This window comes from Ramlibacter alkalitolerans, assembly GCF_016722765.1.
Taxonomy (GTDB): Bacteria; Pseudomonadota; Gammaproteobacteria; order Burkholderiales; family Burkholderiaceae_C; genus Ramlibacter; species Ramlibacter alkalitolerans.
Window position 1 is genome coordinate 540,747 of sequence record NZ_JAEQND010000001.1, and the last position, 12,993, is coordinate 553,739.

Sequence of the window (12,993 nt, forward strand, 5' to 3'; positions counted from 1 at the left end):
GCCCCGGGGAAGCGCATCCCGTAGGCTGGTGGTGGAGCGCAGCGCAACCCCAGCGGTGCGCGAAGCGCTGGGGTTCGGCCTTCGGCGCTCACCGCCAGCCTACGAATTCCTTGGGCGATCAGGCAAGGCCCGCGCCACCACCTCCGCCACATGCAGCGCCGTCCGCCCCGTGCACTGCGCGATCTGCTCGCGGCAACTGAAACCGTCGGCGATGACCAGCGTGTCCTCGGCCGCCGCGCGCACGGCGGGCAGCAGCACGCGCTCGCCGCAGGCCAGCGACACGTCGACCTTGCCGGCGTCGAAGCCGAAGGAGCCCGCCATGCCGCAGCAGCCGGTGTCCGGCGCGTCGACTTCGAGCCGCAGCCGCTCGCGCAGCAGGCCCAGCTCCGCATCGAAGCCGAGCACGCCCTTGTGGTGGCAGTGCCCGTGCACCAGGGCGCGGGCCGCGGGCGGCCGCAATTCGAGGCGGCCCGCATGCTGCTGCAGGAAGTCCGGCAGCAGCACGCTCTGCGCCCGCAGGCGATGCGCCTGCTCGTCGCGCGGCAGCATCAACGGCAGCTCCTCCCGGAACACCGAGAGGCACGCCGGCTCCAGCACCACGATCGGCGTGCCGGCGCGCAGGTCGGCCTCGAGCGCCGCGACGATGCGCTGCAGGTAGTCGCGCGCCTGCGCCAGGAAGCCGTGCTCGTACAGCGGCCGGCCGCAGCACAGCCCGGCCGGGGGCAGCCGCACGTGGAAGCCGGCGCGCCGCAGCACCTGCACCGCCGCGTGCGCCACCTGCGGATGGAAGTGGTTGTTGAAGGTGTCGGGCCAGAGGATCACCTCGGGCTCGCCGCTGCGCCGCGCACCGGCATCGAAATCCGCGCGGAAGGCGCGGGCGGCAAACCGCGGCAGGGTGCGCTGCGGGGCAATGTGCGCGGCGCGCCGGACGAGCGGCGCCAGCGCGCCCATGCCTGCGTTGGCCAAGCCGGGCGCATGGCTCGCCACCCGCGACCAGCGATCGATGAAGCCGAACAGGTGCGCCGCCAGCGGCCGCCGGTGCTGCTCGTACCAGTGCGACAGGAACTCCGCCTTGTAGGCGGCCAGGTCCACGTGGACCGGGCACTCGGCCTTGCAGCCCTTGCACGACAGGCACAGGTCCAGCGCCTCCTTCACCGCCGGCTCCTGCCAGCCGCCCGCCAGCACGCCGCCTTCGCGGCCGCCATTGAGCATCTCGAACAGCAGGTGCGCCCGCCCGCGGGTGGAATGCATCTCCTCGCCGGTGGCCACGTAGCTGGGGCACATGGTGCCCTTCTTCTTGCGGCACTCGCCCACGCCGACGCAGCGCAGCAGCGTGCGCCCGAAGTCGCCCGCGTCGTCGACGAAGTGCATCACCGTCTCGACCGGCTGCGGCCGGTAGCCGGTGCCCAGGCGCAGATGCTCGTCGGCCCGCGCGGCGTGCACGATCTTCCCCGGGTTCATGCGACCCTGCGGGTCCCAGATCGCCTTGAACTCCTCGAAGGCGCGGATCAGGTCCTCGCCATACATGATCGGCAGCAGTTCGGCCTTCGACTGGCCGTCGCCGTGCTCGCCGGAGATCGAGCCGCCCAGGCTGGTCACGAGCTCCGCCGCCTCGCGCAGGAAGCGCCGGAACTTCGCGATGCCGTCCGCCGTCTCCAGGTCGAAGTCGATGCGGGTGTGCACGCAACCCTGGCCGAAGTGGCCGTACAGGTCGCAGCCGTAGCCGTAGCGCTCGAACAGCGCGCGCAGCTTGCGCAGGTACTCGCCCAGGCGCTCCGGCGGCACCGAGGAGTCTTCCCAGCCCTCCCAGGTGATCGGCTGGTCCGGCACGTGGGCCGTCGCCCCGAGGCCGGCTTCGCGCACGCGCCAGATGTGCTGCTCGATCTTCGGGTCGTCGACGATCTTCATCGCCGGCGCACTTGGCGCCTGGCGCAGTTGCTCCATCAGCCGGTGCGCCTGCGCATCCGAATCCTCGCGCGTTGCACCACCGTACTCCACCAGCAGCCAGCCCTGCCCCGGCGGCAGCAGCTGCACGTCCTTCGGATGCAGGTGGGTGCGCTTCATGTCCGAGACCAGCCGGTCGTCCAGGCCTTCGACCGCGATCGGGCCGGAGCGCATCACCTCGGGCACGTGGTCCGCCGCCTCGTAGACGCTGGGATATCCGAGCACGAGCAGCGTGCGCGCGGGCGGATCGGGCAGCAGCCGCAGCGTGGCTTCGAGCACGATGACGCAGGTGCCTTCGCTGCCCACGAGCGCGCGGGCGAGGTCGAAGCCGTTTTCCGGCAGCAGCGCCGGCAGGTTGTAGCCGGAGACGCGGCGCGGGATCGGCGGGAAGCGGCGCCGGATCTCCTCGCCGTGCCGCTGGGCCAGGGCCTGCAGGCGCCGCGCGATCTCGGCGCGCCGGTCGCCGGCCGCGAGCAGCCGGTCCTGCGCTGCAGCGTCGGTCGGGCCCACCGTCATGCGCAGGCCGTCGGAGGTCAGGATCTCCAGCGCCAGCACGTTGTGCACCGTCTCGCCGCCCATCACCGAGTGCGGACCGCAGGAGTTGTTGCCTATCATGCCGCCCAGCGTGTTGTGGGTGTGCGTCGCGGGATCGGGCGCGAAGGTGAGCCCATGGACGCGCGCCTGCTCGCGCAGGTCGTCCAGCACGGCGCCGGGCTGCACGCGCGCGATGCGCCGCTGCGGATCGATCTCCAGCACGCGGTTGAGGTACTTGCTGAAATCGAGCACCACCGCCACGTTGCAGCACTGGCCGCACAGGCTGGTGCCGCCGCCGCGCGGCAGCAGCGGCGCGCCGTGTTCCCGGCAGGCGGCGACGGTGGCCACCACGTCCTCGACGCTGCGCGGGATCACCACGCCGATCGGCACCTGGCGGTAGTTGGAGGCGTCGGCCGCATAGAGCGCGCGGCTGCCGGCGTCGAAGCGCACCTCGCCCTGCACGCGCGCGCGCAGGTCGGCTTCCAGCCGGGCGACGTCCACCGCCGCGGCCAGCCCAGGCGGGCCGCTCACAGCACGTACTCCCGGGCGTCGGCGGCACGGAACACGAGCCCCAGGCCGGACCGCGCGCGGTCCGGCGCCAGCAGCCCGCCGACCGGCTCGGGCGCGCCGTCGAACAGCATCCGCTCGATGCGCACGTGGTCGTGGAACCACTCCAGGTGCACCGCCGTGGGCGCGCAGCAGCAGGCCGCGACGTGCAAGGCCGGCGCGCAGTGGCTGGACAGCGCAATGCCGAACGCGTCGGCCAGCGCCGCGGCGCGCAGGAAGCCGGTCAGCCCGCCGCAGCGGGTCGCATCGGCCTGCAGCACGTCGACGGCCCCGCCTTGCAGCAGCCGGCGGAAGTCGGAGGGGCGCCAGCCGTATTCGCCCGCCGCGATGTCCATGCCCGCCGGCGCGCGGTCGCGCACGAGCCGCAGGCCGGCGACGTCTTCGGACGAAACCGGCTCCTCGAACCAGCGCACGTCGGCTTCGGCGAACAGGGCCGCCAGCGCCAGCGCCTTCTTGCGCGTGTAGCCGCCGTTGGCGTCGACGAAGAGTTGCACGCCGGGGCCGATCGCCTCGCGGGCGGCGCGCACCCGCTGCGGATCGCGGGCAGGATCGCGGCCCACCTTCATCTTCACGTAGGCCAGCCCCTGCGCTGCCCAGCCGGCGAGCTGCCGCTGCAGGGTCGCTTCGTCGTAGCTCGTGAAGCCGCCGCTGCCGTACGCGGGAATCGCCGGCCGGGCCGCGCCCCCGAGCAGGTCGATGACGGGGACATCCAGCAATTTGCCCTTGAGGTCCCACAGCGCCGCATCGACGGCGGAGATCGCCATGGCGGCGATGCCGTTGCAGCCGACGTTGCGCACCGCGGCGACCATGTCGGACCACCGGGTCCCGGTGGCGAGCGCATCGCGCCCGCGCAGCAGCGCGGCCAGCGAACCGTTCACCAGGGTGGCCGCGGCCGCATCGGTATAGCTGTAGCCGATGCCCGTGTGGCCGCCCGCCTGCGCCTGCACGAGCACCAGCGTGGTGGCGTCCCACGCGAAGGTGCCGTCGGATTCGGGCGCATCGGTCGGGATGCGGTAGGCGCTCGCCGTCACTGCGGCGAGCGGCACGTCCGGCACTGGCATGGGCCGCCTACTTGTCCTGCCCCTTGCCGGCCCGGATGCCGTCCCACCATTCCCTGGCCGTGGCCTTGACCATGGCCAGGGACTCCGGATCGCGGTGCAGCAGCGCCTTGAGGTAGGCCTTGGTCTGCTTGGCGGAGACATGCGGCGGCAGCGGCGGCACGTTGGGATCGGTGACCACTTCGAGCAGCGTGGGGCGGTCGGCGGCAAGCGCCTGCTCGATCGCCGGGACGATCTGCTCCGGCTTGTCGATGCGCACACCGCCGAGGCCCAGCATGCGCGCGTACTCCGCGAAGGGGAATTTCGGCAGCAGCTGCGAGTCGTCGAAACGGCGGTCGCCGCCCATGATGCGCTGCTCCCAGGTCACCATGTTCAGGTCGCCGTTGTGCAGCACCACGACGACGATGCGCGGGTCGGCCCAGTCCTTGAAGCGCTCCGCGAGCGTGACGAGCCCGTTGATGCCGATCATCTGCATGGCGCCGTCACCCGTGATCGCGATCACCGGCCGGTCGGGCGACGCCAGCTTGGCGGCCAGCGCGTAAGGCACGGCCGGCCCCATGGTGGCCAGTCCGCCGGAGAGCGAGGCCTGCATGCCGCGGCGGATCTTCAGGTCGCGCGCGTACCAGGCAGCGGAGGTCCCCGAATCGCAGGTCAGGATGCAGCGCTCGGGCAGGCGCGGCGACAGCTCCCAGAAGAAGCGCTGCGGATTGACCGGATCGGCCTCGTTCATCGCCCGCGCCTGCGCCACCTCCCACCAGCGGCGCACGCCTTCCTCGATGGACTGCTGCCAGCCGCGATCGGACTTGCGCGCCAGCAGCGGCAACAGGGCCTGCAGCGTCTCGCGGCTGTCGCCCACGAGGTTGACCTCCGACGGATAGCGCAGCGCCAGCTTGCGGCCGTCGAGGTCGATCTGCACCGCGCGCGCCTTGCCTTCGGCCGGCAGGAATTCCGAATAGGGAAAGCTGGTGCCGACCATCAGCAGCGTGTCGCAGCCTTCCATCAGATCCCAGCTCGGTTGCGTGCCGAGCAGGCCGATCGAACCGGTGACATGCGGCACGTCGTCGGGCACCGCCGCCTTGCCGAGGAGCGCCTTGGCGATGCCGGCGCCCAGCACGTCCGCGACCGCGAGCAGTTCGTCGGTCGCGTGCAGCGCGCCGGCACCGGCGAGGATCGCGACCTTGCTGCCGGCATTGAGCACGTCGGCCGCCGCCTGCACGCCGGCAGCGTCCGGCACGCGGGCGCGCATGGTGCGCCCGATGCCGCTGTGCACCGTGCTGTGCTCGCGCGGCGGCTCCGGCACAGCCTCCAGCTCCTGCACGTCGTGCGGGAAGATCAGGCAGGTCACGGTGCGCTGGTCGAGCGCGATGCGCACGGCGCGGTCGACCAGATGGCGCACCTGCTCGGGGACCATCGCCGTGTGCACGTACTCGTGCGCGACGTCCTTGAACAGGCTGGCGAGGTCCACCTCCTGCTGGTAGTCGCCGCCCATGGCGGCGCGGGCCGCCTGGCCGACGATCGCCAGCACCGGCTGGTGGTCCGCCTTGGCGTCGTACAGGCCGTTGAGGAGGTGGATCGCGCCCGGGCCGGAAGTGGCGATGCACACGCCGATCTCGCCGGTGAACTTGGCATGCGCGCAGGCCATGAAGGCCGCGAGTTCCTCGTGCCGCGCCTGGATGAAGCGCAGCTCCTCGCCCATGCGGTCGAAGGCCCCCAGGAAGCCGTTGATGCCGTCGCCCGGATAGCCGAAGACCCGGCGCACGCCCCAGGCATGCAGCCTTTGCAGGACCTGATCGCTGACCGTCGCCGCCATGTCCTTCTCCCTGCGTCCACTGCGAGATGTATCGCAATGCGAGTTATATTTCAGCACAGACCCGCAGCAGGGGGGCTCGTTCGGATCATCTCGTCATGACGCAGCGGCTTCTTAACAAGGCCGAGCTCGAAGCCCGGTCCGCCTTCCGCTACCAGCTGCGCCGCTTCGAGCGCCACGGCGAACAGGCGGCGCGCGAGCGCGGGATCACCTTCGCGCAATACCTGCTGCTCCTGCATGTCGAGGGCGCGCCGGGGCGCACCTGGGCCCACGTGAACGAGCTGGCCGAGCGGCTGCAACTGGAGCATCACAGCACTGTCGGCCTGGTGTCGCGCTGCGAGGCCGCCGGCCTGGTCGAGCGGCGGGCCAGCGAGGAGGACCGCCGCCACGTGCAGGTCCACTGCACGCGCAAGGGCCGCGCCGTGGTGCAGGCCGTGGCCTTCACCCTGGAGGACGAGCTGGATTCGCTGCTGGCGCATGTCGCCGCGCGGCCGCGGCGGACCTGAGCGCCGCAACGTTGACTCGTTGAAGCGGCCGGCGCGTGCGAAATGCACGCGCGCCGCGGCGGACCGGCGCCGGAGGTACGAAAGCGCACCTGCGTGCCCCGATCGCGGCGCTTACCTTGCAGCCTCCTCCTCCACCCTGCAAGGACCCCATCATGGAACGAAGCTACTTCTCCCGCGGTTGCCGGGGCAACGTCGTCGTGCGGCTGCAGCAGGCCCTGCAGGACCAGGGGTTCGCGCCCGCCGTGCTGGCCAGGTTCGCCGATGGCGACTTCGGCGAAAAGACGGCGGCGGCCGTGCGCAAGCTGCAGGCGGAGCGCCGGCTCGCCGCCACCGGCGAGGTCGACGCGCCGACCTGGACCGCGGCACTGCATACGGAGGTGCCCTCGCTGTTCGAGCGGGCGCTCCAGCTCACGGCGGACTTCGAGGGCCATGGCTTCGGCCTGGCCCAGGGCAACTTCGACGGCGCCGGCATCACCTGGGGCATCATCGGCTTCACGCTGGCCGGCGGTGAACTGCAGCGCCTGCTGCACGAGATCGACAACCGCGCACCGGGCACGGTCGACCAGGCCTTCGGCGCGCTGGCGGCCACGTGGCGCGGCGTGATGGCCAGGCCGCTCGCCGACCAGATCGCCTGGGCCGACAGCATCAGCATGGGTGCCGGCAAGGCGCACCTGCCTCCCGCCTGGGTCCAGGTGTTCACCCGCCTGGGCGCCCTGCCCGTCACGCAGCAGGTGCAGGTCGAGGCGGCGCAGCACAAGTACTTCGAGCCGGCGCTGCGCTCGGCGCAGCGCCTGGGCCTGCAGACCGAACGCGGCATCGCCCTGTGCTTCGACACGCACGTGCAAAGCGGCAGTGTCAAGCCCTCGGTCTTCGAGGCGGCGCAGGGCTTCGCCGCGGGCAGCACCGAAGGGGACCGGCTGCCCTTGCTGGCCAATGCGGTCGCGCAGGCGGTGAGCCGGCCGCAGTACCGCGCCGACGTGCTCGCGCGGCGCATGTGCATCGCCACCGGCGCCGGCACGGTGCACGGCGTGAACTACAAGGTCTCCACCTGGGGCCTGGCACTCCTGCCGGCGCACTGAGAAGACGTGCGCCTGCGTCAAGTGCGTCCGGCTGCGCGTTTAGGTGATGTGACTAAGTTCGGCCCCTCGCCTGCGCGCGCGAAGCGCGAAGACGCATAGCGTACGAGGAGGCGCCATGCCACCGAGGTTACAAAGCGATGCCGCTGCCCGGCGAACGGCAGCGGCGGCGCGCGCCTCCGCCGTCCAGACGGTTGGAGCGTCCCGGGCCCGGTGCTAGCATCGTTCTCGAACAAGGGGTGGGGGGTGAACACCATGCGTCCAGCCAACGGGCAGTCGATGACTGCGCCTTCGTCCCGCTGCCCGGTCGCCGACCAGGACGAAGCCGAGCCCGACTGGGCTGCGCTCGACCTGGTGGGCCGCTCTCCCTGCTTCCGTGATGCGCTCGCCTGCCTGCAGCAGTGGTCGCGCGTCGACGCCACCGTCCTGATCTGCGGCGAGACCGGCACCGGCAAGGAACTCGCCGCGCGCGCACTGCACTACCTGGGCGCGCGCAGCGGCGGCCCCTTCGTGCCGGTGAACTGCGGTGCGATCGCCGACAGCCTGCTCGAGGCCGAGCTGTTCGGCCACGTCAAGGGCGCCTTCACCGACGCCAAGCAGGACGCCCGCGGCATGATCTCCCTGGCCAGCGGCGGCACCCTGTTCCTCGACGAGGTGGATGCCCTCTCGCCGCGGGCGCAGGCGGCGCTGCTGCGCTTCGTGCAGGACCACAGCTACCGGCCGGTGGGCGGCGCCCGCTTCCAGCACGGCGACGTGCGGCTCGTCGCCGCCAGCAACGCCGACCTCGATGCGCTCAGCGGGCGCGGCGCGTTCCGCCACGATCTCCTGTACCGCCTCAACCTGCTGACCGTGGCCCTGCCCCCGCTGCGCCAGCGCGAAGGCGACGCCCTGCTGCTGGCGCAGGTCTTCGTGCAGCGCCTGTGCCGCACCTACGGCGTGCAGCGGCAGCTGGACGCGCCCAGCCGGGAGGCCCTGCAGCGGCCGCATCCCTGGCACGGCAACGTGCGCGAACTGGAGCACCTGGTGCACCGCTGCTTCCTGCGGGCCCGCGGCAATGCGATCGACCTCGGGCTGGCGCCCGGGCGCGCTGCCAACGCGCCCTTCCACACGCCTGCCGAGCCCACGACGGCGCTCGGCTTCGCGCAGGCCAAGGCGCAGGTGATCGCGGAGTTCGAGCGGCGCTATCTCTACGAGCTGCTACAGCGGGCGCAGGGCAACCTGAGCCTCGCCGCCCGCCTCGCAGGCAAGGAGCGCAGCCGCTTCGGCAAGCTGGTGAAGAAGTACGGCCTGCAGCGCGACGCCGATCCGCCGCGCACCTGACGCTCTCCTCCACTGAAGAAGCACGCGCGCCCTCCGGGGCGCGTTTGCATTCCTGCGCCTGCACCGTGGCGTGCGCGCCCTCCCCGCGGCGCCGGCGCCTTGGGCGCGCGCGCCCCAGTCCCTGCGCAAGTGGCTGATTCGCAAGGCCGTCGCCGACGCGCGCGCCGGGCCCGTGTCTTGCACTCGTGGTTCCATGAAGCCGTCGCGTCCCACCTCCTCCGAGGTCGCGCGATGGATCGCAGGCCACTTCGCGGCGCATCCGCGGGCCGCCGACACGGCGCAGGGCATCCGGCGCTGGTGGCTGGTCCCCCGCCACGGCGAGGTGGAACTGGAATGCGTGCAGCAGGCCCTGGCCGAACTCGAAAAGGAAGGCGTGGTGAGCAGTCACAGCATCGGCGGCCAGGTGGTCTGGCGCCTCGCAGCGCAGGCCGGCCAGGGCGACGGCTCCGGCGGGGAGGCCTGAGCGCATGGCGAACCTGCAGGCGATCCATTCCGTGGGCCACTCGCTGGTGACCTGGCTGCGCAACACCTATCCGGCACAGGCCGGCGGGCAGGCGATGCCGGACTGCGCGTTCGACCTGGTGTCCTCGGGCGAGATGGCCACGCCGGAGCCGGACGTCACGCGGCTGACGCTTTACCTGTACCGCGTGACCGTCAACGAGCACCAGCGCCAGCAGCGGCCGGACCGCATGTCGCCCGAGCAACTGGCGCCGCTGGGCGTCGACCTGCACTTCCTGCTCACCGCCTGGGGCAACACCGCGCAGGACGAACTGCTTCCGCTCACCTGGGCGATGCGGCAGCTCTATGAGCATCCCATCCTGGACACCTCGGCGCTCTCCCGCGAAGCGGGCTGGGCGCCGGACGAGGTGGTCCAGATCATCCCTTCCGAGCTGTCCACCGAGGACATGATGCGGATCTGGGATGCGCTGGAGCCCTCGTACCGGCTCTCGGTGTCGTACATCGCGCGCCGCGTGCGCCTCGACGCCGACGTGTTCACCGACGCCGCGCCGGTGGTGGCGACGCGCTTCGGTTACGGCAGCGCGGCGCCGGCGGAGGGCGTGCGATGACGCTGCGCGTGCGCGAGCTCGAACGGCAGGAGCGGCGGGTGCTGGGCGCGCTGCGCTGCGTCGACGCCGCCACGCTGGCGACGATCGCCACGCCGCTGCGGGTGGAGATGGCCGGCGCGCGGGTGCAGCGCAATCGCAGCGGCCTGTACGTGATCGTGCAGGCCGATGCGCTGGCGGCGCACGAAGGCGCGTTCGACGCGCCGCCGGCGGAGCCCGCGCCGGGATCGATCACCGATCTCGAAGCGCGCATCGCCGATCCCGGCGGCACCTACCTGCCGCGGCGCATCGCGCTGGCCCTGCCGCGCGATCCGGATCCGGCCCACGCCGCCGCTTCCGGCTCGCTCTTTCGCGCGATCGAGGTGCCGCTCTATCCGGCCGCCATCGCGCCCACGGGGATCAACTGGGCGGTGCTGCGCGTGACGGTGCGCGAGCAGGCCAGCGGCGATGCGCTCGGCGGCGCGCTGCTGATCGCACGCAGCAACGGCACGGTGCTCGGGCGGGCCTTGAGCGACTGGCGCGGCGAGGCCTTGCTGGGCGTTGCCGGCGTGCCGGTCACCACCTGGTCCGACGACCCGGACGCGGTGGTCGTCACCGAGCTGCAGGCCCAGCTCGAAGCCGTGTTCGACCCGGCCGACGGCACCCGCACGCCCATCGACGATGTGCGCGCCGGCCGCTCGCCGGCCGTGCTGCCAGGGGTGGATCCCGACCGGCTCGAGGCACAGCGCGAGACGCTGCCGCGCGCCACCCTGGGCATCGCGCTGGCGGCCGCGCGCACGCAGTCCCTTTCCCTTTCGCTCGCCCTGCCATGAAGGCCCCGCGAGTGCTTCGCCACGGCGATTCCCCCTTCATGCAAAGGAGATAGGCCATGCCCGAATACCTGGCACCCGGCGTGTACGTGGAAGAGACCAGCTTCCGCGCCAAGTCCATCGAGGGCGTGGGCACCAGCACCACCGCCTTCGTCGGCCCGACGCGGCGCGGCCCCGTCGGCGGCGTGCCCGAGATGGTGACCAGCCTGACCGACTTCGAGCACATCTACGGCAGCCTGGAGAACCTGGGCCTGGCCGACGTGACGGATGCGCGCCGGCGCCTGAACTTCGTGGCCCATGCCGTGCGGGCGTACTTCGACAACGGCGGCTCGCGCCTGTACGTGATGCGCACCGTCAATGGCGCCGCCACCGCCGCGGGTCGGCTGCGCACCGGCGGCGCCGACGGCGAGCTCGCGTTCCTGCGCGCCCGCTTCCCCGGCGCGGCGTACAACGGCCGCGTGCGCTTGCGCGAATCGCGCCGTCCGGCCACGGTGCGCACGCTGGGCACCGCGCCCGCTGGCAGTGTGCTGTCGCTCATGAACGGCAACACCGAGACGCTCTACACCGGCAGCGGCACGACTTGGGCCGACTCCGGCGGCACCGCGCTGTCCTTCGCCAACCTGGACCCGGAGGACCTGCCCGCCAACGCCGACAGCGGCAACATCGTCACGCTCGCCGTCGATGTCGATGCCGACGGCACGGTGCAGACCTGGGAAGACCTCGGCCTCGTGCGCACGCACCCGCGCTGGATAGCCACCGTCCTGGCGCAGAACCCGCAGAGCCGCGCCGAGGCGCTCGCCAACCTGGTGTGGGCCGACATCGGGGCCGACATCGACGCCTTCGAGCTGCTCGCCGCCGTGCGCGCCCTGCCCGCCGTGCCCAACGACGCGGACGGCCGCCGCGAACTGCTGCTCGGAAGCGGCGAAGGCAGCGTCGCCGGCACCGACGGCAGCGCGCCCACGCTGGGCGCCGAGACCACGGCCGGCAGCTACGCCGAAGCCCTGGCGGTGCTCACCGGCATCGAGGACGTCTCCATCGTGGCTGCACCGGGCAGCAGCGCCTACGCCGACGGCGCCGCCATTGCCGGCGCCCTGATCGGCCACGCGGAGCGGCGCCGCGCCTACCGCATCGCCGTCCTCGACTGCGCGCCCGCGCAGACGCCGGGCGACATGCGCACCTTCCGCGGCCGCTTCGATTCGAAATACGCGGCGCTCTACTACCCGTGGGTGATGGTCAGCAACCCGCTCGCACGGCCGGGCCGCGAAGACATCCCGCGCGAGATCGCGCTGCCGCCCTCCGGCTTCGTCACCGGCATCTACGCACGCAACGACATCCAGCGCGGCGTCTACAAGGCACCGGCCAACGAGGTCGTCACCGGCGCGCTGCGCTTCGAGATCGACGTCAACTTCGCGCAGCAGGAGCTGCTCAATCCCCTGGGCGTGAACTGCCTGCGCTACCTGAGCGGCCGCGGCTACCGCGTATGGGGCGCGCGGCTGGCCTCCAGCGACCCGGAATGGAAATACGTCTCCGACCGGCGCTACTTCAACTACCTCGAGGCCTCGATCGACCGCGGCACCCAGTGGGCGGTGTTCGAGCCCAATGGCGAGCGCCTGTGGGCCAACGTGCGCCAGACCATCGCGGACTTCCTCTACAACGAGTGGCGCAACGGCGCGCTGCTCGGCACCACCGTGGACCAGGCTTTCTTCGTGCGCTGCGACCGCAGCACCATGACGCAGAACGACCTGGACAACGGCCGCCTCGTCTGCCTGATCGGCGTGGCGATCATCAAGCCGGCCGAATTCGTGATCTTCCGCATCGGCCAGAAGACGGCCGACGCCGCGTAAGGAGCAGCCGCCATGGCCACCCGCACCACCCCCTACGGCGCCTTCAACTTCGTCGTCAACTTCGACGGCGGCGAGGCCTTCGGCGGCTTCTCCGACGTCTCGGGCATAGGCACCGAGGCCACGATCGCCGAATACCGCTTCGGCAACGACAAGGAGAACCACGTGCGCAAGGTCGCCGGCGTGCACAAGGTCACCGACGTCACGCTCAAGCGCGGCATCCTTAACTCGAAGACCCTGTTCGACTGGATCGCGGCCACGCGCACCAAGGGGCCGGAGGCGCAGAAGAGCGTGACCATCACGCTGCTGGACGAGGCGCAGAAGCCGGTGCAGACCTGGGTGCTGCGCGGCGTGGTCCCCATGAAGTACACCGGCCCGACGCTGGCGGGCAAGGGCGGCGGCGACGTCGCCATGGAGGAAGTGGTGCTCTCGGCCGAAGCGCTGGAACTGGCGACCTGAGAAGCCGC

At 71.9% G+C, this 12,993-nt stretch carries 11 protein-coding genes; 8 read left to right on the plus strand and 3 right to left on the minus strand.

What is annotated here, in order from left to right; genetic code table 11:
- Positions 1 to 99 precede the first annotated feature (99 nt).
- The 3 genes from JI746_RS02580 to JI746_RS02590 are packed head-to-tail and all read right to left on the minus strand — an operon-like array spanning position 100 to position 5,913.
- Positions 100 to 3,009, minus strand: coding sequence for an FAD-binding and (Fe-S)-binding domain-containing protein (locus JI746_RS02580; RefSeq protein ID WP_201687201.1), 2,910 nt, complete (start codon positions 3,007 to 3,009; stop codon positions 100 to 102).
- A complete protein-coding gene (locus JI746_RS02585; protein ID WP_201687202.1) occupies positions 3,006 to 4,106 on the minus strand; it encodes an enolase C-terminal domain-like protein in 1,101 nt (366 codons plus the stop codon). The genes JI746_RS02580 and JI746_RS02585 overlap by 4 nt, the downstream gene beginning before the upstream one ends.
- A gap of 7 nt (positions 4,107 to 4,113) precedes the next feature.
- Positions 4,114 to 5,913, minus strand: coding sequence for a thiamine pyrophosphate-requiring protein (locus tag JI746_RS02590; RefSeq protein WP_201687203.1), 1,800 nt, complete (start codon positions 5,911 to 5,913; stop codon positions 4,114 to 4,116).
- Between the two features lie 95 nt (positions 5,914 to 6,008).
- On the opposite strand from JI746_RS02590, the gene JI746_RS02595 reads away from it, so the two are divergent.
- The 8 genes from JI746_RS02595 to JI746_RS02630 all read left to right on the plus strand — a co-directional run bounded on the left by JI746_RS02595 (position 6,009) and on the right by JI746_RS02630 (position 12,985).
- On the plus strand, positions 6,009 to 6,416 hold the full coding sequence (locus tag JI746_RS02595; RefSeq protein WP_201687204.1) for a MarR family winged helix-turn-helix transcriptional regulator: 408 nt from the start codon (positions 6,009 to 6,011) through the stop codon (positions 6,414 to 6,416).
- Between the two features lie 152 nt (positions 6,417 to 6,568).
- Positions 6,569 to 7,495, plus strand: coding sequence for a peptidoglycan-binding protein (locus JI746_RS02600; RefSeq protein WP_201687205.1), 927 nt, complete (start codon positions 6,569 to 6,571; stop codon positions 7,493 to 7,495).
- A 252-nt stretch (positions 7,496 to 7,747) separates the two neighbouring features.
- Entirely contained in the window at positions 7,748 to 8,812 is a 1,065-nt protein-coding gene (locus JI746_RS02605; protein WP_236599485.1) for a sigma 54-interacting transcriptional regulator, read from the plus strand.
- Positions 8,813 to 9,005: 193 nt separating this feature from the next.
- Positions 9,006 to 9,275: a hypothetical protein gene (locus JI746_RS02610; RefSeq protein WP_201687206.1), complete on the plus strand. Its 270-nt coding sequence runs from the start codon at positions 9,006 to 9,008 to the stop codon at positions 9,273 to 9,275.
- Between the two features lie 4 nt (positions 9,276 to 9,279).
- On the plus strand, positions 9,280 to 9,879 hold the full coding sequence (locus JI746_RS02615) for a DUF4255 domain-containing protein (protein ID WP_201687207.1): 600 nt from the start codon (positions 9,280 to 9,282) through the stop codon (positions 9,877 to 9,879).
- Complete coding sequence (locus JI746_RS02620) at positions 9,876 to 10,688, plus strand: hypothetical protein (RefSeq protein ID WP_201687208.1); 813 nt, start codon at positions 9,876 to 9,878, stop codon at positions 10,686 to 10,688. The genes JI746_RS02615 and JI746_RS02620 overlap by 4 nt, the downstream gene beginning before the upstream one ends.
- Positions 10,689 to 10,744: 56 nt before the next feature.
- Positions 10,745 to 12,529 carry a phage tail sheath subtilisin-like domain-containing protein gene (locus tag JI746_RS02625; protein WP_201687209.1) on the plus strand — a complete coding sequence of 595 codons (1,785 nt, stop codon included), beginning with the start codon at positions 10,745 to 10,747 and terminating at the stop codon, positions 12,527 to 12,529.
- Positions 12,530 to 12,541: 12 nt separating this feature from the next.
- Entirely contained in the window at positions 12,542 to 12,985 is a 444-nt protein-coding gene (locus JI746_RS02630) for a phage tail protein (RefSeq protein WP_201687210.1), read from the plus strand.
- Positions 12,986 to 12,993: the final 8 nt, after the last annotated feature.